The organism is uncultured Azonexus sp., from assembly GCF_937982035.1.
Lineage (GTDB): Bacteria > Pseudomonadota > Gammaproteobacteria > Burkholderiales > Rhodocyclaceae > Azonexus.
The window spans coordinates 116,101-141,058 of sequence record NZ_CALJNI010000004.1 but is presented as its reverse complement, the minus strand read 5'-3'; the positions used below and the strand labels follow the sequence as shown (position 1 = coordinate 141,058).

General features: G+C 62.8%; 23 protein-coding genes and 2 pseudogenes. 8 read left to right on the top strand and 17 right to left on the bottom strand.

Annotated features, from left to right (window positions below; genetic code table 11):
• Positions 1-6 precede the first annotated feature (6 nt).
• Together merP and merT are read right to left on the bottom strand one after the other, a co-directional pair.
• Complete coding sequence (gene merP, locus Q0799_RS03315) at positions 7-285, bottom strand: mercury resistance system periplasmic binding protein MerP (protein ID WP_298394143.1); 279 nt, start codon at positions 283-285, stop codon at positions 7-9.
• 13 nt (positions 286-298) lie between these two features.
• Positions 299-661, bottom strand: a complete 363-nt coding sequence (gene merT / locus Q0799_RS03310; RefSeq protein WP_298394141.1) for a mercuric ion transporter MerT — start codon at positions 659-661, stop codon at positions 299-301.
• A 71-nt stretch (positions 662-732) separates the two neighbouring features.
• On the opposite strand from merT, the pseudogene Q0799_RS03305 reads away from it, so the two are divergent.
• Positions 733-828 (top strand): annotated as a pseudogene (locus Q0799_RS03305) (MerR family transcriptional regulator); the annotation flags it as partial.
• A 2-nt stretch (positions 829-830) separates the two neighbouring features.
• Here the strand turns inward: Q0799_RS03305 and Q0799_RS03300 are convergent.
• The gene (locus Q0799_RS03300) at positions 831-2,381 is read right to left on the bottom strand and encodes a transposase (protein ID WP_298394139.1); all 1,551 of its coding nucleotides are present in this window, start codon (positions 2,379-2,381) and stop codon (positions 831-833) included.
• An 85-nt stretch (positions 2,382-2,466) separates the two neighbouring features.
• On the opposite strand from Q0799_RS03300, the pseudogene Q0799_RS03295 reads away from it, so the two are divergent.
• Positions 2,467-2,805, top strand: a pseudogene (locus tag Q0799_RS03295) (MerR family DNA-binding protein); the annotation flags it as partial.
• Positions 2,806-2,821: 16 nt separating this feature from the next.
• On the opposite strand, the gene Q0799_RS03290 reads toward Q0799_RS03295, so the two are convergent.
• The 8 genes from Q0799_RS03290 to Q0799_RS03255 all read right to left on the bottom strand — a co-directional run bounded on the left by Q0799_RS03290 (position 2,822) and on the right by Q0799_RS03255 (position 15,452).
• Positions 2,822-3,784, bottom strand: coding sequence for an arsenic resistance protein (locus tag Q0799_RS03290; protein ID WP_298394137.1), 963 nt, complete (start codon positions 3,782-3,784; stop codon positions 2,822-2,824).
• Positions 3,784-5,043 (bottom strand): MFS transporter, encoded by a 1,260-nt coding sequence (locus Q0799_RS03285; protein ID WP_298394136.1) that lies wholly within the window; start codon positions 5,041-5,043, stop codon positions 3,784-3,786. Before Q0799_RS03285 ends, Q0799_RS03290 begins: the two co-directional genes overlap by 1 nt.
• A gap of 429 nt (positions 5,044-5,472) precedes the next feature.
• Complete coding sequence (locus tag Q0799_RS03280) at positions 5,473-7,026, bottom strand: Fic family protein (RefSeq protein ID WP_298394134.1); 1,554 nt, start codon at positions 7,024-7,026, stop codon at positions 5,473-5,475.
• Positions 7,023-8,396, bottom strand: a complete 1,374-nt coding sequence (locus tag Q0799_RS03275; RefSeq protein WP_298394132.1) for an McrC family protein — start codon at positions 8,394-8,396, stop codon at positions 7,023-7,025. The genes Q0799_RS03280 and Q0799_RS03275 overlap by 4 nt, the downstream gene beginning before the upstream one ends.
• Positions 8,397-8,407: 11 nt before the next feature.
• A complete protein-coding gene (locus Q0799_RS03270) occupies positions 8,408-10,915 on the bottom strand; it encodes an AAA family ATPase (protein ID WP_298394130.1) in 2,508 nt (835 codons plus the stop codon).
• Complete coding sequence (locus tag Q0799_RS03265) at positions 10,912-13,623, bottom strand: DEAD/DEAH box helicase family protein (RefSeq protein WP_298394128.1); 2,712 nt, start codon at positions 13,621-13,623, stop codon at positions 10,912-10,914. Before Q0799_RS03265 ends, Q0799_RS03270 begins: the two co-directional genes overlap by 4 nt.
• A gap of 3 nt (positions 13,624-13,626) precedes the next feature.
• Positions 13,627-15,219, bottom strand: coding sequence for a site-specific DNA-methyltransferase (locus Q0799_RS03260; RefSeq protein ID WP_298394126.1), 1,593 nt, complete (start codon positions 15,217-15,219; stop codon positions 13,627-13,629).
• Positions 15,220-15,233: 14 nt separating this feature from the next.
• Entirely contained in the window at positions 15,234-15,452 is a 219-nt protein-coding gene (locus tag Q0799_RS03255; RefSeq protein WP_298394124.1) for a helix-turn-helix domain-containing protein, read from the bottom strand.
• A gap of 182 nt (positions 15,453-15,634) precedes the next feature.
• Here Q0799_RS03255 and Q0799_RS03250 point away from each other — a divergent pair, with 182 nt between their 5' ends.
• Both Q0799_RS03250 and Q0799_RS03245 read left to right on the top strand, forming a co-directional pair.
• On the top strand, positions 15,635-15,838 hold the full coding sequence (locus Q0799_RS03250) for a hypothetical protein (RefSeq protein ID WP_298394122.1): 204 nt from the start codon (positions 15,635-15,637) through the stop codon (positions 15,836-15,838).
• Between the two features lie 10 nt (positions 15,839-15,848).
• Entirely contained in the window at positions 15,849-16,337 is a 489-nt protein-coding gene (locus Q0799_RS03245) for a DUF3489 domain-containing protein (protein ID WP_298394121.1), read from the top strand.
• A gap of 625 nt (positions 16,338-16,962) precedes the next feature.
• On the opposite strand, the gene Q0799_RS03240 is transcribed toward Q0799_RS03245, so the two are convergent.
• Genes Q0799_RS03240 through Q0799_RS03230 form a run of 3 tightly spaced genes read right to left on the bottom strand, consistent with a single transcriptional unit; the run spans position 16,963 to position 19,570 of the window.
• The gene (locus Q0799_RS03240) at positions 16,963-19,104 is read right to left on the bottom strand and encodes an AAA family ATPase (protein WP_298394119.1); all 2,142 of its coding nucleotides are present in this window, start codon (positions 19,102-19,104) and stop codon (positions 16,963-16,965) included.
• On the bottom strand, positions 19,104-19,349 hold the full coding sequence (locus Q0799_RS03235) for a hypothetical protein (RefSeq protein WP_298394117.1): 246 nt from the start codon (positions 19,347-19,349) through the stop codon (positions 19,104-19,106). The genes Q0799_RS03240 and Q0799_RS03235 overlap by 1 nt, the downstream gene beginning before the upstream one ends.
• Positions 19,346-19,570 carry a DNA-binding protein gene (locus tag Q0799_RS03230; protein ID WP_298394115.1) on the bottom strand — a complete coding sequence of 75 codons (225 nt, stop codon included), beginning with the start codon at positions 19,568-19,570 and terminating at the stop codon, positions 19,346-19,348. Before Q0799_RS03230 ends, Q0799_RS03235 begins: the two co-directional genes overlap by 4 nt.
• A 329-nt stretch (positions 19,571-19,899) precedes the next feature.
• Here Q0799_RS03230 and Q0799_RS03225 point away from each other — a divergent pair, with 329 nt between their 5' ends.
• From Q0799_RS03225 to Q0799_RS03210, 4 genes are all read left to right on the top strand, one after another.
• On the top strand, positions 19,900-20,787 hold the full coding sequence (locus tag Q0799_RS03225) for a hypothetical protein (RefSeq protein WP_298394113.1): 888 nt from the start codon (positions 19,900-19,902) through the stop codon (positions 20,785-20,787).
• Positions 20,788-21,365: 578 nt separating this feature from the next.
• Complete coding sequence (locus Q0799_RS03220) at positions 21,366-21,827, top strand: DUF2924 domain-containing protein (RefSeq protein ID WP_298394109.1); 462 nt, start codon at positions 21,366-21,368, stop codon at positions 21,825-21,827.
• On the top strand, positions 21,824-23,173 hold the full coding sequence (locus Q0799_RS03215) for a recombinase family protein (RefSeq protein ID WP_298394106.1): 1,350 nt from the start codon (positions 21,824-21,826) through the stop codon (positions 23,171-23,173). The genes Q0799_RS03220 and Q0799_RS03215 overlap by 4 nt, the downstream gene beginning before the upstream one ends.
• Complete coding sequence (locus Q0799_RS03210; RefSeq protein ID WP_298394103.1) at positions 23,170-23,622, top strand: site-specific recombinase resolvase; 453 nt, start codon at positions 23,170-23,172, stop codon at positions 23,620-23,622. The genes Q0799_RS03215 and Q0799_RS03210 overlap by 4 nt, the downstream gene beginning before the upstream one ends.
• Positions 23,623-23,627: 5 nt before the next feature.
• Here the strand turns inward: Q0799_RS03210 and Q0799_RS03205 are convergent, their stop codons facing one another.
• From Q0799_RS03205 to Q0799_RS03195, 3 genes are read right to left on the bottom strand one after another with little or no spacing between them, the layout of a single operon-like run.
• Entirely contained in the window at positions 23,628-23,855 is a 228-nt protein-coding gene (locus Q0799_RS03205) for a hypothetical protein (RefSeq protein ID WP_298394100.1), read from the bottom strand.
• A 3-nt stretch (positions 23,856-23,858) separates the two neighbouring features.
• A complete protein-coding gene (locus Q0799_RS03200; protein ID WP_298394097.1) occupies positions 23,859-24,359 on the bottom strand; it encodes a GNAT family N-acetyltransferase in 501 nt (166 codons plus the stop codon).
• Positions 24,356-24,649: a DUF1778 domain-containing protein gene (locus Q0799_RS03195; protein ID WP_298394094.1), complete on the bottom strand. Its 294-nt coding sequence runs from the start codon at positions 24,647-24,649 to the stop codon at positions 24,356-24,358. Before Q0799_RS03195 ends, Q0799_RS03200 begins: the two co-directional genes overlap by 4 nt.
• Positions 24,650-24,958: the final 309 nt, after the last annotated feature.

Genomic DNA, 24,958 nt, shown 5'->3' with positions numbered 1-24,958 from the left:
AGTTGCTCATGGATTTACGGTCGAGGGATAGCCAGCGTTCTCGGTGGCCTTTGTCAACGCTTGAACAGTGGTCTTGGCGTCGTCGAAAGTGACTACGGCTGCCAGCCTCTCATAGCTCACCTCGACCTTTTGCACGCCATCGACCTTGGTGAGCGCCTTCTTCACCGTGAACGGGCATGCGGCGCAGGTCATACCAGGCACGGAGAGCGTGACGGTTTGTGTGGCGGCCCAGGTTGGCGTAATCAAAGCCGAGGCGAGTGCAACCAGCGCGATAAGTTTCTTCATGGAGGAACTCCTGTCAGTAGAACAGTGGAAGGACATAGGGAAATGCGAGTGCAATCACGACGAGCGCGGCCACGATCCAGAAGATGATCTTGTAGGTACTCCTCACCTGGGGCACAGCGCAGATCTCACCGGGTATACAGGCTTGCACGGGGCGAAAGATACGGCGGTGCGCAAAGAACATGGCCACCAATGCCACGCCGATGAAGATGGGGCGATACGGTTCCAGCACGGTCAAATTGCCGATCCAGGCGCCGCTGAACCCAAGAGCAACTAGGACCAGGGGTCCGAGGCAACAGGTCGAAGCAAGGATCGCGGCCAGTCCCCCGGCGAACAATGCGCCGCGTCCTGCTCGTGGTTCGGTCTCGAGATCAGGCATACGCTTTTCCTTTGGAATCTGTTTTGGATAGCGTAACCTTACTTCCGTACTTAAGTACGGAGTCAAGTGATATGCAGAACGATCTTGAGAATCTGACCATTGGTGCTTTCGCCAGCGCCGCCGGGGTCAATGTGGAGACCATCCGGTTCTATCAACCTAAAAACCTCAGTTACCCCACGCCGTTTGCATGATCGGTCAGCAAACGGAGGGGCGTCGGTGGCCCAATGGCCGCGAGTGTGCGCTTGAGATGCTCGCAGCAGCGCATCCAGACCGAGCGGGTGTTCAACTGCTCCGCAGCCTCTGTTGCCCAAGCTTGGAGCTGGCCGGAAGTGCGCAGGAGCACCTGCCGGGCTTTGTCGAAGTAGGCATGCTGGCCGGTGAGCGTGATGGTGGTCTGGCCGGCATGCTCGGTGCGCCGACCGACCGAGGACATCAACCAGGGCCGGCTGGTGATCGCCTCGAGCCGCGCCTCAGGGTTTGCCAGGCGCACGAACAGACTCCACCAGTTGTAGATCAGCGCCACCGCGCGCGCCGACAGTTGGCAGCGATGCAGGTCGTGGGTGGTGAAGCCGCCCCAGCCCCACTGGTTTTTAAGCTCGTCGAACGCGTTCTCCGCGTCGGCCCGATCGCGGTAGAGTTGGCCGAGCGAGAGGATCTCGTAATCGAGGTTGGTCACCAGCACGGCGTACTCGTAGCCGGTGATGCGCTTGCCGCCCTTGCGGTCGGCCTCGATGAAGCCCAGCAACTGCTGGCCGTTGTCTTCTTGCGCGACGAGCATCTGGCCCTGCAGCGGGCGGCGCAGTACGACCACGCGGCGTTTGTCCTCCCAGCCGGTGAGGGCCAGCGTGCTGTCGATGCCCTCCCAGCCCTGACCCGCATCCGTCCAGCCCGAGACCCGGAACAGGCGCTCGATGTGGCGCTTGACGTTCTTCGACAGGCGCAACTTGAACAGGTACGGCTGCGCCCGTGTTTCGAGCTCGCACATGATGCCGTCCGAGCCGAAGCCACAATCGCCGCGCACGATCCTGGGTTTCTGATGCGCAGGCAACTCATCGAGAATCCTGAGCAAGCCGGGCAAGGTGTGACTGCCCGAATGCTCGTTGCCCGCCTTGACCTCGACGCCCATCACCAGGCGCAGCCCGGCCATCAGGTAGGTGTGGTAGCTGTGCGAAGGCCGGCCCGGCTTCTTCGGGTTGTACGACACGACCGCGCCTTCCTGCTTGCCGTACAGCGGCTTGATCGTCGTGTCGATATCCAGTATCCACGGCGCATCGAGCAACGGTGCAGTGCTGTCGCGCAGGTGGCCGTCGAGCCAACCCATGCCGGTGTCCTCGGGGATCGCGAGCAACGCCCGGCGCAGCGCGTCCTCGCTGACGACCTTGTTCATCCCCAGCAGCCCCGGATTGACCCCGTCACAGCGGATCGTCGTGACGTGCGAGTAGCGCCGATGCCCCGACAGGATCGACAGCATCCACGTCCCCAGCACATCGGCCTTGCTCGGTGCGTTCGGGCTTGTGTACGACAAGGGGCACCGCTCTTGCCAACCCGACCACAGTCCGGTCAGCGTCAGGAACTCGATGAAGTATGCCAGCTGCCCCATCGGCGTCGCCGCACTGTCGACTTCCCAGCGAACCCTCACCCGACCGCCTGCCGTGTGCACACCGGCGCACGACAAAAGCATCTCATCAGAATCAAAACGCTTCAATTTCGACTCACCCATCGGGTGACTCCCAAGATCAATGCCAAATTCGCAGCCTGCCAGCGTTTGGGCTGCGCTGCACCTCATCAACTGAGGTTTTTAGGATCAACGCAAAGGCTTGTTGCCCGAGCCAGAAAAGCCCTACGGGAGCATTCGCCGCTACGGCGAGTCGGATGTCACGCGGGTGCGTTTCGTGAAGTCGGCTCAGCGGCTGGGTTTCAGCCTGGACGAGGTCACTGAACTGCTCAAGCTCGAGGACGGAGCGCACTGCAATGAGGCGCGCGAGCAAGCCGAAAGGAAGTTGGCTGACGTTCGTGTCAAGCTTGTCGACCTGCGCCGGATCGAGCGGGTGCTCGCAGAGCTCGTCGAACGGTGTTGCGCGGCGACCGGGCAGGTCCGCTGTCCGCTGATCGAAGCCTTGCAGCAGTCTCCGGTTGGAGAATGACGGCAGGGTTGAACCCTCACCGTTGCTTGAACAGATGGCGTGGCAGCCACCACAGGTAGAACACCATCCCGAACAGTTCCACCAGCGACTGGAACACGACCACCACCACGGTGGTCTCCCAGCCGGCAGGCAAAGCCAGCGCGAACGGCAGCACAACGAACGAGTTGCGGGTGCCGAGACTGAAGGCGAGCGTCCGTCCGGCATCCATCGGCAATCGCAGCCATCGGGTTAAGCCCAGCGCCAGCAAGGCTGCCACGAATAAGAAGCCGACGAACACCGGCAGCACCCAGAGCAGCACCGGCCCGGCACCAAGCACCGTGCCGACCTGCGCACCGGCGATCAGAAATACCACCAGCGCCAGCAGCGGCACCGGCCACCAGCCCAAACGCTCACGCCAGACTGCCCGTTCAGGGCGGGCCTCGACCCAGCGCTCGGTCAGCGTGGCGGCCACCAGAGGCAAGCCGATCAGTGCGAGCGCAGCGGGCAACATCTCTTCAGTCTTCAGCGCCGCGCTGAAATCGGCCGCCGGCACCATCAGCCACAGGTAAAGCGGCAAGAGCAGTAGTTGCACCAGCAAATTGAGCGGCGTCACCGCGATTGCCCGCGCGGTGTTGCCGCGCCCGATTTGGGTGAAGGTGATGAACCAATCGGTGCACGGCACCAGCAAAACCAGCAGCACGCCGAGATGCAGGGCTGGATCGGCGGGTAGCCACTGAATCGCCAGCCACGCTACCAGCGGGATGAATACGAAGTTGCCGAGCAGGATAGCCAGCACGAAGCGCCGGTCGCGGAAGGCATCGCGCACGTGCAGCAGTGGCACCTGCACGAAGGTGGTGTAAAGCAACGCCGCCAGCACCGGCCATAAGAGGATCTCGAAGCGCGGACCAACCCCTGGCGCAACGGTACCCAGCAGCAGGCCGCCGATGATGGCGGCAAGGTAGATCCAGACCTGACGGCGTTCGAGGGTCAGGCGGTCCATCAGTCGCGCACCCGCAGGATGGCCAGCGTGCCCGCCAACATAAAGCCCGCAGCCAGGGCAAAGGCAAGAGTCGGGGAGACCGCCGTCCAGGCCACGCCGACGCTGGCGCTGGAGATGAACCTGGCTGCGCCGTTGACGGTGCCCAGCGCACCGATGCTCAGCGTCATGGTGTCGGGCTGCACCATCTCGGCCGTGACGGTGGACTCCAGCGCCTCCTGCACCGCCACATAGAGGCCGGCAATGAAAAAGATCCCGGCCAGCCAGGTCACGCTATCGACGCTCCACCAGAAGGCCAGCGCGGTCAGTACCGCCGTCGCGGCGCCCAGGGCGTAACCGACCACCAGTACGGACAGATGACCGACGCGGTCAGCCAGCCAGCCCACGGGCCAGGACGCGGCGACCTGGACAATGTTGCGCCAGACGTACAGCAGCCCCGCGACCTGCGCGGCCTGCACGACGCCCATCGAAGGAGTCAGCAACGTGGTGGCTGCCAGGATCAGCAGGGCATGGGAGAAGTCGCCGACCCCGAACAGGCCGACCGCGCCCAGGTAACGCTTGAACCGGGATGGCAGCCCGCGTAACGAGCCGAAAAACTTCAGCGCCGGGTTTGTTGAATGTTGCGGGTCCTGCACCAGGGTGAGGAAGGCCACCACCGCCAGCACACCGGGGATGAGCGACAACCAGAGCACGAAGCGGAAGGGGCCAGCGTCATCGCTCCAGTGCCAGCCCTGCGCCAGCCCCAGCAAGGCCACCCCTAGCAGCGGGCCGAGCACTGCGCCCACAGTATCCGCCGCGCGGTGAAAACCGAAAGCGCGCCCGCGTGTCGCGGGGCTGACCGCCTGGATCACGATGGCGTCACGCAGCGGGCCACGCAGCCCCTTGCCGAACCAGGACACCATGCGCCCGAGCAGGATCAAGGGCCAGCCGGCGGCCAGTGCGATCAGCATCTGGCCGACGGGCGTCAGGCCGTAGCCGACCAGCACCAACAGTTTGCGGTGGCCGAGTTTGTCGGCGATGTAGCCCGAAACCATCTTGGTGAAGCTCGCCACCGCATCGGCGATACCCTCGATGAGTCCCAGCGCAGCGGCGGGAATACCCAACACGGCCAGGAAGCCGGGCAAGATCACGGTGGTGGTTTCGTAGCAGAAGTCGCCGAGCGCGCTGGTGATTCCGGCGCCGGCAACCGTGCGGTTCATCCACCCCGTGGTCTGGACCGAGGGGTCATTGATGGTGTTTTCTGCCCGATCCGTTGCTGTCATCGCCGTGATTCATCGCCCTTTTGTTGATCATTTTCGCGCATTCTCCACTCTCCGAATCGGGGCGGGTTCCTTCGCCTGCCGATGCTGAAAATCAACCGCTTGATTCGTCCGCGTATAACACGTTGATTTACAAGGCGTCCAAGTAGGGCCTTTGCGGACTTCCGGCCACTCTCACAGAGCGAGGCCGGAGCGAGGAAACGCCAGGAGAGAGTGAAAACGGGCGTTTTCAGGCGTCCGGGCCCCGAGGCGAAGTCCGCAGGAATCCGCACGAACCCGCGCAGGTACGCGGGGCTTCAAAAAAAATGCCCAACTGCATACACAGTTGGGCACTGATTTTGGTGGCGGGCGGTTGACGCCCGGAAAACCTGCTACTTGGATTGGATAGCACTCCTGCGGGTTGCTGCGGGCTTGCGTGTGTTTCCCCATGACTCAGCCCGCACTATTACCCTGATGCGTCTCCAGCCAGCGCTGCCCAAGGCGAGTCCGCCGGTAGCGCTGCTTACTGCTGCGCGGTGTTTCGGGTCGGGTCATCTCCACGAGGCCAGAGTCGAGCGCCGGCAATAGGTAGGCCTTCCGGAAATGCTTCTCGTCCTTCAGTTCTAGGGCCTGCTGCAGTTCTGTCCTGGACAATTCTTCCTGCAAGGCCAACACGACCCGCACAACTTCGGGGGCGACTTCGGGGGCGACTTCGGGGGTAACTTCTCCGGTGACTTCGGGGAGCGCCGGACGGGCCAACGGATGGCAGGGCAGCCGGATCACAAACGAAAGTCGATCCTCATCTGATTCAAACAGGGGCGCGGGGGAGCCATTAGCAGCCATCACCTTGAGTATCTTCGGGATGCCCGTCGAGCGACCTTCCGTCAGATCAAGCTCTTTCAGGAATTCACCGATACGCCGGTTGCGGTAGCGGCGGCTGACCGCACGCCCCGCCGGAAAGTCCTCCAGCCGGATCGACCGATCAGGGCCGGGAAAGCTCAGGATGACCAGTTCTTCATTGCTGATGCGCACCTCGATGGGCTCGCGCTCCTCATAGGACCGGTGATAGACCGCGTTGACCAAGGCCTCCTCGATGGCGGCGTAAGGGAAGTTCCAAACCCGCGTGGCTTCGGCGCGGTCGGGATGCTTGATGACCGTCTCGCGCAAGTAGTTACGCTGGATGTAGCTCAAGGCCTCGCGCGTCATCCGCGCCAGCGGCCCTTTGAAAATCTTTTCCTCGAAGCGATCCCCGCCCGCGCCTTCAGGAAACCAGACCACATCGATCTGCACTGCGGGAAAGAAGCGCTCCGGTGTTTCATTGAAAAACAGCAGGCCCACGTTCTTGGGCCACGGTGATTCGGTGGGTCCGCCCGCCACATTCATCTGCCGGGCCAAGGCCTCGACCGACAGCCCGGGCGCATCCTCTGCCAGCGTGCTGCCCACCTCCTGCAAAAAGGCCTGCATCAACGGCTTGGACAGATCATCGATCCGTGCGGACTGGTTGTATCGATCATCGAACGGCACCCTGGCCGCCAGGCTCAGTAACTCCTGCTCGGTCTCGCCCTTGGCCTCGACAGTGCTGCTGTAGCGCCGGATGTAATAGCGCCACGTCTTCTTGTTGGCGGTGACGGCTTCCGGTGCCTTGTAGGGCCGGTTCTGACCACCGGGCGCCCACAGCACGATCAGCTTGCGACCCTCGACTTCCTCGATGCTCAACACCGGGAAGTACAGCGGCTGGATCAACTGGCAGGCGGCCAGCAACTCCTGCTGAATCTTGTCGAGTTGGTTGTCCTGTAACCCCACCGGCGGGAACACCGGCTGGCCATTCGCATCACAGTCCTGACCGATCACCACATAGCCACCACCGAGGTTTTCAAAGTCGTTGGCAAAGGCGCACAAGGTGCGGATGATCGCGTCCGGATTCCATCCGGTTTTGTACTCGATGCGCTCACCCTCGACCGTTCGCTGGCGCAGCAGGTCATTGAGGTTGATGGGGAGTTTGGTCATATCAGCGCCACCTCTCTGTGTTCGTTGGCAATATCGTGGGGCGCTCGATTCACAGGTGACGAGGGGGTGAAGTACGCATCCAGACTACCGCAGGGTGACAACAGCAATCGCTTGTCCTTCAGGCAGAACGGCAATACCCAGAGCCGAAGTCCTGAAGATTTCGGGAATTCGAACACCGGCAGTGCCTTGTGGAAGGCGTCCGTTTTCGGGTAGATCAACACCACATCACCATCGCCGTCCAGATAGTTTTGGCCGTAGGCGTGGAGCTGATAGAAGTCCCCCTGGTCCAACCCATATTTGTCCGAACCCGTGGTCTGCTGGCCGTCGATTAGTTTCCACTTGGTGTCCAGTACCAAACGATTCACCTTCGATGCTTGCACCAGCAGATCGGGTTTGAGACGGAACCAATCTTTCTCAAGATGCCGGACCAGCGACAGGCTGCGAGCCTGCGTGCGCAGTGTGAACCCCTGTCCAAGTTGCCGGGCAAGGTGCTTGGCAACGAAGGCCTCGAATACCGCCTCCATTGGAAACAGCAGGGACGGCGCGCGATGGCCGCCCGCACCGGTGAGTGGCGATTCGTCTTCCAGAATCAAGCGCGCCCACGCAAGGGCCACGTCGTAGTGCGCCATGCCACGATCCAGGCGGACCCTCTGGAAATCCGCAGAGAGATGAGACGATGCAGGCACCTCGGCAAATACAAAGCACAGCTCGCGTGCCAGTTGCTGATGGGTCTGCGAGGCTGTCCAGGCCAGCGTGCGCCGCAATGCCGCGTGCAACAAGCGGTTTTCTGGCCGGTCCGGTGAAAACTCGTCGAACTCAGCAAAAAAACGATCACGCCGACAGAGGTTGCGTTGCAGGTGCGTTGCCATCTGCAACTTGCCGCGCAAGGCGAACAGATTGTCTTGCTGCGGGTTGTAATCACTGCGCAGGCCGCGTTTGACAAGGTGCTCCACGGCGCGCAGGAATTCACCGATGAACACCTCAAGCAACGGCATGCGGGTGGCCACCAGCTTGGCGCTGTCGGTCTGGATATGACGAAAACCACCTAGGCAGCGAAGCATTTCGATCAGCAACTCGCGCGCCTCATCATCCCCGCCGCCGATGGCTTTGGCGACTTTGGGCAGCACCTCGATCTGATACCCATTCGGTGCCCGGATCACGCCCACGAAACTGGTCACCTGCACGGTTCGCCGACCTCGCCGCTGAGACAATCTCAGCCACGCGACCTCACCTGATTCGGCCAGGCTCAATGCCTGGGATTCCAGCCAGGCAAACACCTGAGTCGGCACCAAACGCAGGCCTACGGCATCGGATGCCCTGGGGGCAGTAGCAGCAAGCGCATCAAATTCGTAGATCGTGGTGCCAGACATTGATCCGCCCCTCAAGCCAAGGACTGATAGATGCCAAGGTACGCGGCGGGGTTGGCAAATGCTGACGGCTGCGATTGATAGCGCCGCTTGGTGGCGTAGCTGTCCAGGCCGTGGTCGTTGCCGAACAAGTCACTCAAGTCCTGTTCATGGGCATCGCTCTCGGTGATGAACTGGGCCGCTTGGGGCTTCTGGTTGTCGCCCAATACCAGCCGAATCTTGCGCCAATCTTCAAAGAAGTACTCCTCCAGCAAGGGCACGATGCGATTGCGGAAGATGCCAGCCAATTTTTCAAGGCGGGCCTCGCCATCATTCACATCCGCCAATGTCGTGAGATAGGCGTGGCCGATGCTGTGATCACGGTCGTACAGCGCTTCAATGCGCTCGTTGATGCGCTCCAGCATCCGGCGCACATCAATCGCGCCGACGGAAGTGGTGACCACCAAGCCCGCCAAGGGCGCGCTGTGTGGGTCATCCGCATTCTTCTCCTGTCGGGTGTCAGGCAGCAGCGGCACGAAGTCGAAGCGTCGGCGCAAGGCCGTGTCCAGCAGCGCCAGCGATCGGTCCGCCGTGTTCATCGTGCCGATGATGTCTACGTTCGCAGGCACAGAAAACTTCTCACCCGAATAGGCCAGCGTCAGCTCCAGGGGCGGCTTGCTACCATCGAGTGAGTCGCGTTTGTCCGGCTCAATCAGGGTAATCAGTTCGCCAAAGATCTTGCTGATGTTGCCCCGGTTGATTTCGTCGATCACCATTGCAAAGCGTTGGTCGGGGGCCTGTCGGGCTTTGCGGCAGAGTTCCTTGAATGCGCCGGGGCGAATTTCGTATTCCACTTCACCCGCCTCGGTGTCGCCATTAAGAACGGGGCGCAATCCCTCTACGAACTCTTCGTAGCCGTAGGATTGATGGAAGGTCACGAAGCTGTAGCGCTGTAGAGTGGCGGCGTCCTGCTGGCCCGCTTGCAGCTGATCAACCAGTGTGATCAAGTCGGCGCAAGCATCCTGCCAGTCACCGGCAAACTGCCACACCGAGTCCGCCGTCTTGTCGAACACCGCCGGGCTCAGGCGTTTTTTCATCTTCACCGTGGTGGATTCATCCACGGTATGGTTCTGCAGGGTACGCCACAGCGTTTGCCGCACGTTGCGGTTGGAGCCGTTGGCTGCCGTGATGGCCTGAATGAAGCGATGCTCGGCAATATCCGCCACCTTGGCCTTGCCACCCAAGTCGTACAACGCAGCGGCAGCGCCCTCCCACCACTTCAGCACCGCGACCTTCTCAGCAATGATCTGGGTGCGCCATTCCTCGGTGGTGATGGATGCGGCCTGCGGTTCGTAATCACGCTTGAGCAACTGCATCAACGTGTAGGTTTTACCAGTCCCGGGCGGGCCGTAGTAGATGCGGTTGAAGCAAGTGGGTGGGTGTTTGTTGCCTGTGCTCGGCGTGGTGGTTGGCGGCGGAGTCACCCCTTCACCCAGGCTGGCGGCTTCAATTGGCTCGCCCGCCAGCGCGGCCACTTCTGCCAAGTCCGTACCGAAGAACGGCTTGAGCAAGGTGGACTCGAATTCCGGCAGGTCGTGCGCGCCCACCTGCCAGAAGGTCGAATTGCCCTGCGGCGACCAGTTCTTGGAGTTGGCGGTGTAGCGGTCGGTACGCTGGGCAGGCTTGAGCACGCGGTAGCTGCGCTGCAACCAGCCGTTCCCCTTGTCGCAGGGCATGGCAGCCGATGTGAACTGAGCAATACGCTGCGGGCTGTTGCCGTGGCACAGGAAGAACAAGGCGCCTACCGGTGCCTCCGCGAACTTCTTGCCTTGCTCCTTGCCGGTGTCCCGGTGCATCACCGCCCATTGGCCATCCAGATACTGCTGGCGCTCCGCATCGGTGAAATTGGGTGGGTTGCCGTGGGAGAGCTTCCAGATCGCCAGATTCTTCTGGCTCCACGCTTCCCACACCTGCCGCCCGAACTCCAGGATGCCAAGGTCGCCGGGGCGTTTGGCCAGCGCGGCCTTCTGTAAGGCGGCCATTGACTGGCTTGCCGTGCTGCCAACAAAGACGGCTAGCGGGGCCTTCTTGAAGATATCGACAATGACCGGCGCTTGCCGGTTTTGATAGTGGAAAGCGATCTTCCACTTGGTGGCTTCGCCCAAGTGATCGAAAGCCTCAATGCCATCCAAGTCGCCGTTTGCGGCCAAGGTCGCAACCTGCGTGACATAGCCGCGCACCTTTTCGAAGGCATCTTCTGCCGTGCCACCCAGAGAGGAATACCAGCCGTGGGTATCGGAATAGCTGCGGTTCTCCGCACTCTCACGTGCCTCAAGATTCTTGCGCGAAAACACGCCGAATTTGAACGACGATCCACCCCAGATGCTGCCCAGTTCGTCGAGGCGCGATTCGATCCAGTAGGTGAAGCTGTCTTTGGCGCCCGCCTGTGTGTACTCGTCCAGCGTCATCGTGGCCAACCGCGAGGCGGGCCAAACAGAGAGAAACTCATCCCACAGTGCGTATTGCTTTTGGAAGTCACTCACTTCAGCGCCTCCTCAACCCTATCCCACCGCTTGTCCTTGACCATCACGAACCGGCAACGGCCCTGCGACAGGTTCGCCCAGAGTTCACCGATCAGGCGGTCATCCTCAGCCCCGTTCCAGCGATCAGCGCCCTTGTACTCCACCGCGAGAATCGGCCCGGGCTGGCCTGCCGAATCGGGCAACTGGCAGAGAAAGTCTGGGTAGAAGCGGCCATCGGCCTTCTGCAAGAAAAATGAACTGCCTTCGCGCCGCACGAGGTTACGCACCCAGAACTGGATGCGGCCCTGCTGCGCCCACATATCCAACTGGCAGGCGCACTCGAATTCTTCCTTGCTGTCGAAGTCGCCGATGCGCCCGTAGAAGTGCTTGCGAAAATCGAAATGACCGAAGCGCCCGTCGTAGTCGCGGCTGGGGGCGTAGGCCTGGGCATGAAACTCAAAGGCGTATTGATCCGTCACTGCCACCCGCGTGGCCGCATCGTCACCGAACAGCGCCTGCTGGAATGCCTTGCCGACCGCCTGCTTGCGCAGTTCACGGATACGCGCCTCGACCAGATTGCGGATCAGAAACTTCTGCAGGTTGGCGCGTGCCAGCGTGAAACCTTCACGGCGCAGCAAATCGGTGAGCCACGCAGCGACAAACGCCTGTTTGCTGGCGTGGGTCAGTGACGGCTCCGGCAGGTTGCGGCACAGCCAGGTGGCGATGCGGACCTCATCCCAGTTTTCGGGTTGATAGACCAGGCCCAGATCGCGCTGCAACTCGGGCAGGAAACGCGACACCATATGACCGCCCTCGTCGATGTCGATCTCGCCCCCTTCCGATACTTTCAGCGCGGCACCCAAGGCCGTCAGGTCATCGGCCGTCGGTGCGGCGTCAAAGGGTGAAAGATCCCACGGATACTCCAGCACCTCCGGGTCATCAAACAGCGCCAATTCGCCTTGTGTGCCCTGCACACGCAAGGCCAGCTGCGGCACGCGGAAACGCTCGCCCAACTCGGCAGGCGTCTGGAAGAATTCAATCGCCGTGGTGCGGCTGACTTCGGCGGCTTCCACAATCGCCGCCGCAGCGGTTTCGGAAGTGACCGACGCCTTGAGGATTTCGGCTTCATCTTCCGTGAGCGGCGTGCTGATCGTCAGCGTGTTGAGCTTGCCGTCCCAACTGACCTTGTCACGCACCGGCTTCGGCACGCTCTTCAAGTCGGGTTTTTCAGACAAGGTAATCGCCACGGGCCGAACGACCACGCGCCCGGCGTGGCCCTCCAGATCCAACCGCGCCTGCTCGGCCTTGGCAGCCGTCACGAACTCGGTGACTTCACGCCGCTCGAAACCGGCACCGGCCACCAGACGATCCCGCAGTGCGCCCGCCGTTTCGGCAAAGTTGCGCGACACCACGAAGGCATAGGACTGATTCAATGCGCGGGCACTGCGATGGCTGGCACCGGGCTGCCGCAACACGCGCCCGAGCAGCTGCTCCACCGCCGTGGCCGACGACAACGAGGCCATGCTCACAAGAATGTAAGCAAACGGGCAGTCCCAGCCTTCGGCCAGCGCCTTCTGGGTGATGACGAACTTCACCGGGCAGGCGGGGTCGGCAATGCCCAGCCTGTAATCGGCATCGATCTGCTCCAGCCCTTTTTCCTCGCCGGTGGCCACCACAATTTCGCTGGCGGGAATGCCGTGGTTGGTGATCAGCTCGTTCTTCACCTTCTCGAAATCCAGCGTCTCTACCCCCGCGCGGCGCGGTTCAGACTGAATCAGCACCAGCGGGCGCAGGTAGGGGGCACCTGCTCGGCGTTCTTCATCCGCCAGCTTGTGCAGGGCATCGCGCCGGCCGATGGCGTCGGCCAGACACTGCTGCCAGTTGGGCTCGGTTTCCAGCACCACCGGCAGCTTGATCATTTCTTCCGCCTTCAACTCGGCGGCAGACACGCTGTGCAGCACGTTGCTGGGCGTGCGCTCCAGATCGGGCGTGGCGGTCAGTTCCATCACGCCGCTGGGGCGGAAGCGCGCCAGCATGTCGAAGGCGAGCTCCGTGCGGCTGTTGTGCGCCTCATCTACCACCACGAAGGGCCGGCGCAGGCGCAGCACGTTGGCCAGGGAATACGGCGTGGTGCGCTCGGCTCCCTCGCCATCGGTCAGCAGCGCGTCGCGCAGCAAAGGCGACAGATTGTCGAAGTGATGCATCAGCGCGCCGCTGGACTGGTACACCTTGCGACACTCTTCCTCTTCCACCTGGAAGGCCTGCCGGGTGGCGACGATGACCGTGGTCGAGGTGTCCAGCGTGGCGCGGGTCACGCTCTTGGCTTCTTCGAGGTCGAGCACCGTGACCGGCCCCGCCTCGCGCAGCGCGGCGTGGTAGGGGTGGCTGCGATCCTTCAATGCCTTGAGGGTCTGCTCGCGGATCGGCTTGCTGGGCACCAGCCACAGGATCACGCTGTGCTCGCAGCGCAGCAGGTGCGTGTTGACCAGTTGAACGCTTTTCGCCGCCAGCCAGGTCTTGCCGCCGCCGGTGGGCACCCGCAGGCAGAAGTACGGCATGTCGGCCGGAAAGCCCGACAGCGGGTGGTACGGGTTGCCGCGCCCCCACAGGCGTTCCGTGGTGGCCGTGAAAGCAATCGAGGGTGACGGCAGTTCGTGGCAGGCTTTGAAATAAGCCTCCACGCTGTCGAGCACTTGCTGTTGATAGATTTTCGGTGCGAATCCGGACATGGCTTACACCTCCAGCGCGTAGGGAGTTTGCTTGAAGGTGATGCCCTCGCGTGCCGCGCGGCCACCCATGCGGTTCGCTGCGGCGTAGATCACTTTCGGGCCGGCGAACTTCGGCAGCACATCGAACACCGGGCCGGTGAGCACGTTGCCGCCCGCGACAGAGCGGTCCTTGAGGATACCGTTGTAGAGCAGGTAGATGGCGCGTCCCTCAAAGATGCCCAGCAGCGGCGAATCGGCGGTGCCGGTGAAGCCGGTGCCGGTCTCGGCGAACCAGACGAACTCGGCCAGCTGCGCGAATGTCACGTCGCGGCGGATTTGACCATCCGCATCGAACAAGGGCTCGGCGGACAGGCGGCAGAACTGGAAGCCGCCGCCCAAGCCCTCGACGGTTTGGCCTTTGGCGTTGGTGTGGCCCTGCGCCACGCGCTTGACGCGCTCGGCGGTGACGTTCTGGGCAATCTTCTCGTCCATTTCGACGAGGATGAAGCGGCGATGGCCGCCGTCCTCGGCGTTTTGCTTCAGGACGGCATGGCCGGTGGTGCCGGAACCGGCGAAGGAGTCGAGAACCAAATCTCCTGGATTGGTCGCAATCTGGATTACGCGTTGAAGAAGTCGCGTCGGCTTCGGCGTGTCGAACGCAGTCTGTGTTCCAAACAGGCTCTGAATTTCCTTCTTGGCCTCATCAGTGTGTCCCACCTCGTCGTGGGGCCACCAAGTCCACGGCACGAATCCTTCAACCTCTGAGAGATAGCGAATAACGCTCGGCTGTGATGACCCACTCTTTCCAAAGTAGATTCGACCCTCAGCTTTCAGCTTCAGAAACTCGCTCTCAATCGTTGACCAGCAGCGCCCTTCAGGCGGCTTAACCTTCTTTCCGGTTGGGGTTTCGATTTCATACATTTGGTTCGGTCTGAACCCTTGTGCTGTCATCGGGATTCCGCGCCATCGTCCTCTTGGATCGTTATTCGGGTTCTTGTAGACCGCCGCCTGCTTCTCATCGATGGGGACACGATTGCGAACCTCTTGGAACTTGGCCGGATTCTTTGCGTATGCAACCAAGTATTCGTGCACGTCGCCGATAGCACCACGATTCTCCCGTGAGTAACGTTTTTGCCAGACGTTGCAGGCGACAAAGTTCGTTGCCCCAAAAATTTCATCCATCAACAACCGCAGCGCCGCCACCTCGTTGTCGTCGATGGACACGAAAATCGCCCCGTCCTCGCGCAGAAACTGCTTCAGCAGCACCAGGCGCGGATACATCATGCACAGCCAGCGGTCGTGGCGATCCAGCGTTTCACCTTCCTTGCCGACCACCTCGCCCAGCCACTTGCGAATCTCCGGGCTGTTGACGTTGTCGTTGTAAACCCAGCCCTCGTTGCCGGTGTTGTAGGGCGGGTCGATGTAGATGCACTTCACCTGCCCGGCGTAGCGCGGCAGCAGGGCCTTGAGCGCGTGCAGGTTGTCGCCCTGCACGATGAGGTTGCCGCTGTCGGCGTCGCCGCAGGAGCGTTCTGGCACCGGCTCCAGCAGGCGGAAGGGCACTTCTTTGTGGTGTTTGACGACGGCTTCTTTGCCGATCCAGTTCAATGTTGGCATTGGCGCCCATCCCCTCAAGCTTTGCGCGATGGCGTCTGGCCATCGCTGCGTTGTTCTTCATCCGCGCCACCCGCACGCACCCAGTCGTCCACCTCGGAAACCTGGAACTTCCACAACCGACCCACGCGGTGCGCGGGCAGCCCCTTGCGGTCGATCCAGCGGTAGATCGAATCGCGCGTGACACCCAGATGCTCGGCAATCTGGTCCACGGATACCCATGGTTCAGCGGTCATGGCAGCGCTCCGGCGGCAGCGGTTCGGGTGGCATAAAGTCGGCTTCAATCGCAAAGGGTGTAATTTATCAGTTTGGCGGGTGATGGGCGAGTGTCCGATGCCCTGGGCATGATCTTTCGCTTGGCTTGCCTGTCGTTCAGCGCGTGAATGGTGGCGTCATCCATCAACGAAGGAACCCTGCGATGAACGCCAAGACCACCGCCCTCGATACCTATCTCGCTAGCGCCGCCGCCATCCACATCAAGTTGACCTGGCTGCGGCAACTGGCCGACGACCATTTCGGCCACGACCCTGAGCCCATCCACTGGGGCCACGTCGGTGACCTCGGGCGGGTGGATCAGGCGCTGGATGACCTGCTGGCGATCTTCGACGGCCCGGTGAAGTGAAGGTGCAGCCATGGACACCCTGCCCAAACTCTCCCCAGCCCAAAGCCTGCTGCTGCGCACCGCTGCCCGCCGTGCCGATGGGCGAGTGATCCCGCCTGACACCCTGCGCGGCGGCGCGCGGGTCAAGGTGCTGACCGCATTGCTGCACCGTGGGTGGATCGAGCCTGCTGCCGACGGCGGCCACCTGCTGACCGACGCGGGGTACGTGGCCATCGGCCAGCAAAGGCACGTGCGGCCGGATGACGTCGAGCCCGTGGATACCACCGACGATCTCCAACTTCTGGAGGGCATCCCTGTGCGCCCCGGCACCAAACTCGCCGCGCTGGTGATGGCGCTGCGCCGACCGCAGGGGGCGACCAGCCTGCAACTGATGCTGGCCACCGGCTGGCAGCCGCACACCGTGCGCGGAGTCATCTCCGGAATGCTGCGAAAGAAGCTGGGGCTGAACGTGGTGCTGGCCCACAACGACAGCGGCGAACGGGTGTACAGGGTGGTGTGATCTGCCGCCAAGGGTGTCCAGTTTCTGGAGGCCCTTGCGCCGCTATCACGGTGGCCGTTCTCTGTGATTTGAGCGGCGAATCAGCCGCAACCCCTTACCCGCATTGAGTTTTCTTCCCTGGCCGTTTCGTGCGGCCGGGTGCAAACCTGCAAACCCGGTACGCACCAAGGTTCGCACCTTCGCCATTTCCCCACTTCCCGCACAGGCCCGCGCTAACGCGGAATTCAGCCCATCGACCCGCGCCGCCAGGTGCGAACCGCAAACCCTGCAAACCTTGTTTTCTGGTCGGACGGTGGCGCAATGCTGCGCTCGCGCCCCCCGTATTGGATTGTGGTCAGGAAGGACCCGTTTTGCCTGTAGCCGTCGATGGGGTCGCAATTCGCGACCTCATGCACGAGAGTGAGGTGAGCATTCCCAATGCTCACCCTCTCTTTAGAGAGGGAACACCGGGAAGCCGGGAACGCGTTGATTTCATTGGGTTTTAATCCTTCCCGGCCGCGCTGGGAACGATTTGCCCCGGGAACGATTTAACCCCTTGTTTTTGCTGGTGTTTAATCGTTCCCACCCCTGAGCTTTCCCGGTGGGAAAGCGGGAAGCCGGGAACGATTGTTTTGGGTGGAAGCCATTACTCGGCAATAGGCCGACCGGCGCTGGAGCGGGTCAGGTGGCCGGTGACGAACACCGCCTGCCCTTGGGCGACCGGGCCATCGGGCACGTCGAGCCACTTCACCAGCTTCGAGCCTTCGGCCATGGCGGTGATCAGCTCACCCTGCGCCAGCAAGGCATCCACCCAGCCGGTGAGCCGATGCTTGCCGATGGCGTGGAAGGCGTCGGGCAGTTCGTGGCGGCGCTCATACAGGCCGTTGCCGCCGGTCTTGGTGTAGGGCTGGCCATCTCGTGCGGCACGGGCGATGGCGGATTTCAGCGCGGGCAACAGGTCATCTGGTTCTGGCCGGATCTGGCGCAGGCGGTCGCTGCAATCGATCAGCAAGCCGCTGGCACCGCGCAAGAAAGTGGTCTCGCGCAGGTTGGCGCGGCCATTGGCCTTGACCACGCCGCCCATCACCACGCGGCCACGCTCAAAGGGTTCGCCCAAGGCTTCGCAGAGCTTCCTGGCCTGATCTTCCTTGGGGTGCCACAGGGTGTATACCGCCCGCATACCATCGACCAAGCCGCCAGTGCCCCGGATCGCCTCGCGGGCCTGCTCAGGCGTGGAGGCCTCGCGCTTGGCAAAGTGGTGCGACACGATGACCGATGCGCCCGTACTGGCCGCCAGCGCCGCCAAGCGCGAGCAGACGAACTGGGCGTTCTCCGGCACGTTCAGGTCCAGCGCGCACAGCGGTTGCAGCGGGTCGAGTACCACCAGGCACAGGCTGGGCATGGCCTTGAGTTGCCGCTCCATATCCAGCCACGCCGCCGTGGTCGCGGGGCCTCGGGTGGCGGGATCGGGCGCAAACAGCGGCACCGCACCACCGGCATCGGGCAGGGGCAGCACGTACAGCCGGTCGGGAATCGGCCCGAGGGCGTTGAGCCGGTTGTGCACCTCGATGGCATCATCCTCGGCGGTGATGTAGATCGCCACGCCATGGCCCGTCAGCGCACCACCGAACAGTGTGGGGGCATTGGTCCAGATGCCATCGAAAGCTGCGACTTCTCGCGTGAGCGCCAGCAGCAGGAACGATTTACCGACTCCGCCCGCAGCGGCGATCAGCGCGGCCTGTGCCTGGGGGAACACGCCTTCGACCAGCCAGCGGCGTTGCTGGGGCTGCCCGTTAAAACGCTCTGCCGCGCGCCAGCGGGTGATGTCCAGCGCCGGGGTGGCGGTGGCCATGTCGGTGACTGGCTGGGAGGCGCGCAGCAGCGCTTTGACATCAAAGCCTTCCGCCACGGCGTCGGCAGCATCCCACTTCGCGGGCTTGTCCTGCGGCACACGAACACGGCGGACCGTGGCCCCGATGCTCGCCAGTTTCTGGATGACGGCAGCGGCATAACGCGCGCCCGCTTCATCGTGATCGGGCCAGACGGCGACCGTCTTGCCTGCCAGCGGCGTCCAGTCGGTCTTGTCGAGGGCTGTGGCCGCGCCACCCATGGCGGTGGTGGCTGTGATGCCCCGTTGCATCAGGGCGTCGGCACACTTTTCACCTTCGACCAGCACCACGGCATCCGCCGCCGCAATCGCAGGCAGGTTGTAGAGCGGACGCGGTTCCGGCATCCGCATCGCCCGCGTCCGCACATCCCAAGGACGGTACTGTTTGCCGGTGGGTGTGTCGTGGCGATAGACGCAGGCCAGCAGGCTGCCATCGGCCGCCAGGTAATCCCATTTGCCGGTGTGCGGGCCGAGATCGTCATACGCACGGCTGGTGTGCACGGCGGGAGCGGAAACCACACGCGGCACCATCAGCCAATCGCCCGCATCTTCCAGCAGATCGCTGAAGTCGGCGGGCAAGTGGTAGCCCCGGGTGCTGGCCCACAGCGCCAGCACATCGCCGGATTCGCCGGTGGCGAAGTCGATCCACAGGCCACGCTTGGGGCCTTCCAGCTCGACCACCAGGCTGTCACCCGGCTCGCCCTGCAGATTGCCGATGTAGAACTGGGCGCCACGCCGTTTGCCGTGCGGAAACAGGTAGAGCAGTACCGACTCCAGCTGATCCAGCAACCGAGCGCGGACTTCATCCTTGTCGTGGCGCGGCACGATGACATCGGCCGCATCGTTGAAATCAAAGAAGGGATGGCGGGCCACGGCGGTGGCTTGTGTTGTGGTCGCCATCATTGCGTGTGCTCCGCACCCAGACGGGTCTTGAACCAGTCGCCATTGGCGCGCACGCAGTAGTAGGCGCGACCGGGGCCGGTGTCCTGGGCATCGGGCACGATCCACAACTGTTCGCGGGCGTCGTAGCGCCAGCTGCCCGGGCCGAACATTTTGTCGAGCATGGCCTCGATGCCGTGTTCTGCAATGTGGGCACGCAGTTGCCGGGTGAGGTTGTCGCGCTGACGGCGTTGGGCGCGGTTCATCGCCAGATGCTTTCGCTGATGGACTGGCCAGCGGTGCAGCGGCGGGTGCGCTGCGCCTCGTGTGCCGACACATCATCCATGCGGTACAGCACCCGGCTGCCCAGCTTGAGGAAGGTGGGGCCATTGCCGGTCATGCGCCAGCGCTCGAGGGTTTTTTCGGAAAGGCCCCAGCGGGCTGCGAGGGTGCGCGGGGTGATCAGTTCGGGCAGCGTGTGTTGCATCGGAATCTCCTGTCGTCGTTGGGGGGACGCTGTCCCGTCGAGAGGGATGTGCGCCCGCAATGAGGAGATTCTTCGCCTGCTGATTTCTGAAGGCAAATGGCCAAAATTCGCTTTTGTGCGAAACGGCCACCAATAGCCCCAAGCGTTACTCTAAATTGCTATCTACGTCGGAGCTTTTTTACAACACTGAATCCGATCTTGAGGTTTTCAGCGGCTGAACGGTGCCCGCAAACCCTCAGCCACCCGCTGCGCCCTGATCGACCTGAACTGTCTCTACGTGGACCATTACACCTGTCTGAACCGTTCTCTATTTTCGACAGGAGTCCACCGTGAATCTGATCCGCCGCAGCAAAAAATCCACCGACGTCAAAGCCAATGCCGAATCCCCTTTGCATGAAATCGGGGATGTCAGCGCCGTGGCGGCGATGTTTGCCCGCCTGCGCCAGCAAAACGCCCAATACGATCAGGCCGTTGCCGCACTGGTCGCGGCCAACCGCATCACCTGTGGCTGGGACAAACCCGCCGAGCCGGAGATGACGCTGACCATCCAGCGCGAGGTGCTGGCCGCTTTGGGCGATACGGACGCACTGGCCCGGTTTGATCAGGAGCACCAGCAGGCACTGGCCCAGGAACAAGCTGCCCGCGTGAAGGCCACGCAGCAGGTGCTGGAAGCGCCGACGCGCGTCAAGGCGCTGGAGCAGTACATCAATGATCTGGCAGGGCAGATGGTGGCTGGGGTGGATGAATCGCTGATCGATCAGGAAATCCGCCGCATCTTCCAGCCCAGCGCGCAGCGGATGCTGGAGGCCGCCAAGACTTTCGTGCAGGCCTGGCGAGAGATGCAGAGTGTGGAGGCGGTGCTGTTGCAACGCGTTCGCCTGACCCACACCCGCGTGACGGGCGACACCTGCACCCGATTCGACCACGAGCTGATCGGACAAACGCGCGATGGCGAGTTGCTGCCGACCTTGATTGCGGGGCTTCCGTATGAAGTGCTGCGTGACCTGAATGATCAGTTCACCCGCACCGACAACGAACTGATCGCGGCACTGGACAACGCCCTGCGCAGCGCGGGCTTCGACGGCTGGGGCCTGAAGGTGTACCACCCCAAGGCCAAAGACGATGAGCGCAGCATCTACGCGCCCGATCCCAATCCGCCGAAGAAACATCTCGACCCCGGCCACGGGCTGTCGACCGTCGTGCGCGTGGATGTGTGAGGGGTGCTGCCTTGGAAATCCAGCCTTCCCGTCAGCGCCTGCCGGATCGTTTCAGGCCGCTGTCGCCGCGCATCGCACCAGGGCCAGAACGTCTGGATCGCCTGCCGGTGCGACAGCAGCCATGGCCACTGGCCGCGCACGCCGCTGACGCACGCCCCGTCACGCCATGGACGGACAACACGGCACCAGCCTCCCCGACGTGGACGACGCCGGGTCGTGAGGCTTTTGCACCGGTGCGGAGGCTGCGCAGCCCGGTACTGCGCCGTCGGGTGCGGGTGTGGTGGGAGCGCTGGCTGCTGGCCGCACTGCGCCTGACCTTTCGGCTGGAGCGCTGGTGGCGGAGACGGCAACGCAAATACCCATGGCAGCGGCAACGAACACGCCGCCGCTGAAAGGGGGCCTTCCTTCAGAGAAACCCATACGGGGGGCGCGAGCGCGCTGCCCCGTCAGCGACAGAACCTGAAACCGGGTTACCACCCGAGGTTACCGGTTACCACCTGATCGAAAGAGCGCGTTTTGACTTGGCTTCTGGTCGCCACAGCGCGTTCATGGACCTGTCTCAACCACAGGAGCAAATAATGACGGACACCCACAACGGCAGCATCTCGGCCCAATTGGCCGCGCTGCCATCCTTATCCATGACTGAGCTCTGGGCGCTGTGGGATCAGCACTTTCCACGGCGGCCCAGCCACCGCAACCGCAATTACGTCGAATCGCGGCTGGCCTACCGCATCCAGGAGCTGGCCTACGGCGCGCTGCCCACCAACATCCGCAAGATGCTGGTTGAGGCCGGTACCAAGCATTCCAAGATCAAGTCAGCCGCCGGTCGCAGCGCGCAAACCCTCCTGATGCCTGGCACCACGCTGATCCGGGAATGGGATGAGCGTGAGTACCGCGTGACGGTCACGCCCGATGGTCTGTATGCCCTGGATGGCCAGGTGTTCAAGAGCCTGTCGGCGGCGGCGCGCCACATCACGGGCACGCGCTGGAACGGGCCGAAGTTCTTTGGTCTGCGCGATGGCAAGGGGAACGGTCAATGAACGCGCCCCTGCTTGCGCCACCGAAACGCTGCGCGGTGTACTGCCGCGTCTCCAGCGACGAACGGCTGGACCAGTCCTTCAACTCCATTGATGCCCAGAAGGAAGCCGGGCACGCCTTCATCAAGAGCCAGAGCCACGAGGGCTGGATCGCCGTGACCGACGACTACGACGATGGCGGTTTCTCTGGTGGCAACATGGAACGGCCCGCCCTGCGCCGCCTGATGGCCGACATCCAGATGGGCAAGGTCGACATCGTGGTGGTCTACAAGATCGACCGGCTGTCGCGCTCGTTAGCCGATTTCGCGCGGATGATCGATGTGTTTGACCGCCACCGGGTCAGCTTCAGCGCCGTCACGCAGCAGATCAACTCGGCCACGTCGATGGGCCGGCTGATGCTCAACGTGCTGCTGTCCTTTGCCCAGTTCGAGCGCGAGGTCACCGGCGAACGCATCCGCGACAAGATCGCCGCCAGCAAGGCCAAGGGGATGTGGATGGGCGGGCCGCTGCCGCTGGGTTATGACGTTGATAACCGTCTGCTGGTGATCAATGAGGTCGAGGCTGCCCTGGTCCGCCGCATCTTCGATGACTTCGTCACCGTGCGCTCAGCCACGTTGATGGCAAAGACCTACGGTGCCGAGGGCGTGGTCACCAAGGGCGGCAAGCCCTTCACCAAGCAGACCCTCTACAAGATGCTGCACAACCGGATGTACCTGGGGGAGATCGTCCACAAGGGGCAGAGTTTCCCCGGCCAGCATCAGGCCATCGTGACGCAGGCGCAGTGGGATGCCGTGCACGCACTGATCGCCACCGATGGCATCGAACGGCGGCGCGAAACCAACGACCGCCAGCGGGAACCGGTGTTGTTGCGCGGCCTGCTGTTCACGTCTGATGGTGAACGGTTGGTGCCCAGCTACACCGTCAAGAAAGGCAAGACCTACCGCTACTACACGCCGAACAAGCACCGGCGCTTCGGCGCGTGGGCCAGCCAGCATGGGCCACTACCGGCGGTGCCCATTGAGGAATTGGTGACCCAGCAGATCGTAGCGGCGCTATCAGCACCGCACATCGTGCAGTCGGTGTGGGATCGGATTCGAACAACCCGCCCAGACCTGTCGGAGCCCGAGGTGGTCTTACCGATGCGAAATCTGGCTGGCCTGTGGCAACAGCTGTTCCCCGTTGAACAGTGTCGACTGGCGCAGTTGCTGATCGAGCGCGTGGTGATTGCCGACAGCGGGCTGGAAATCATCTGGCGCGATCAGGGCTGGCAGGAACTGGCCGGGGAACTGATGCCCGGCAGCATCGGCGCGGAGTTGCAGGAATGGGAACAGCAGGAGGTGGAGGCATGAAGCCGAAAGTGCAGCCATTGGGGGCAGCAATCGCCCGCGAACGCCGGGACGGCGGCCAGGTCAAGCTGTCCACCTTCATCCCGCTGAAGATCAGGAAGCGCGGCGCCAGCAAGGTGGTGGTGCGGCCGGATGGGGCGGTCGAGTCGCCGGGCAAAGTTGCCAGCCAGATCGACCAGCCCTTGCTGGTGGCGCTGACGCGGGCTTTTTACTGGCAGCAACTGCTCGACGATGGGGTGGTCGGCAGCGGGAGCGAGATCGCCCAGCGTGAGGGGTTGCACCACTCGACGGTCAACGAACTGCTCCGCCTGACGCTGCTGGAGCCGGCCATCATCCGGAGCATTCTGGCCGGGCAGCAGCCCCGGTGCATGAGCCTGCTGTGGTTCCAGCGGAATCCGCTGCCGACTGACTGGGTGGCGCAGCGGGAGGTGGTGGCGGGGTTTGACGCCTGAACGGGTTACGAGCCCTCGATCACCCGTGCCACATCACTGCGGCATTCGGCGCATTGGCCCACCAGCAGCAAGTCGCCACCCTTGATGGTGCCGCTGAAATTGGTGATCGTGGTCTCAAAACGGCACTGGCCGCACCAGACGTTGGACAGCAGCCGCTGGCGAATGTCGGCAGGGATGGAATCCCAGCGCTGGCGGGCCGGCTTGGTAAAAGTGGGCAGTGATTCGATGGTCATGGTTCAGCGGACCCAGTGACGGGCGTCCTTCAAGAGCAGCAACAATTGCTGTTCGCGCAGCGGTGACGCGATGAACCCGAACCGGGTGTAGAACCTTGCCGCTTCTTCATCGATGGGGTGGGTCAGCATGGCACGGATGCCGGCCTGTTCGGCAATCAGCATCGTGCGGCGAATCGCGTCCTGCAGCAGGCCAAAGCCTATACCTCGCCCCTGGTCCACCACCGAGACAGCGAGCCTCGCCAGAATCACCACCGGCAACGGGTATTGCCCCATCCCCTTGCGAATGCGCTCCGGCGCCTCCAGCGTGTCGACTTGTCCCACGGTCAGGCTAAAGTAGCCCGCCACGCGGCCATCGTCCTCGGCAACGACAAAGGTCTTGGCCGAGCCACTGCCCTGCGCCTGGCGGGCGTGGCGCAACAGCCAGTCATTCAACGCGGGCTTGCCGCAATCAAAACCTTCCAGCCGATGCTGCGCGGCCAGAGGCTCCGGTGCGCGCAACGTCACTTCGTATCCCAGGGCGCCTTGCGGGCAAACAAATCACACAACCCCTCGTTGGCCTGTTCGGGGCGATCCAGCAGATCCATCAGCGCTTGGTACTGGCTGCCCGAGACCATGAACAGGCGCTGGTCCAGCAGGGTCTGCTCGGCAGCCAGGCACGCGCTGTCGAGGATGAAGTCTGTCAGCGATTTGTGGGCCACCTCGGCGGCACGGCGCAGCACCACCTCCTGTTCGGGGGTAGCGCGCAGCCCAAGTCGGGCGGAGCGGGCGGAAGGCGACGATGCAACAGCAGTCATGGCAGCACCTCTTTTGTGCGATCAATTGCCGCGATGTTAGTACAAGCGACGCACGCTGTCTAGTTGCGCTGATGACCGCTGTGCTTAGTTGACGATGAACCGCCGCGCGTAAGTTGTTGATTTTGCGAGAGCCCCATCTGCGCCTACCCGCAGGCCAAACGGAGAATAGAGACGGCGCTGGCTGAGAAAGTGGCCGATTTCGGGCGTTTCGGCTGATGGCCACCCGCAGCACATGTAGCCGGAACCCCGCGTGGCGCGGGGATTTCAGGCAAGAAAAAGGGCTCGGAGACTATCCGAGCCCTTGTGTAT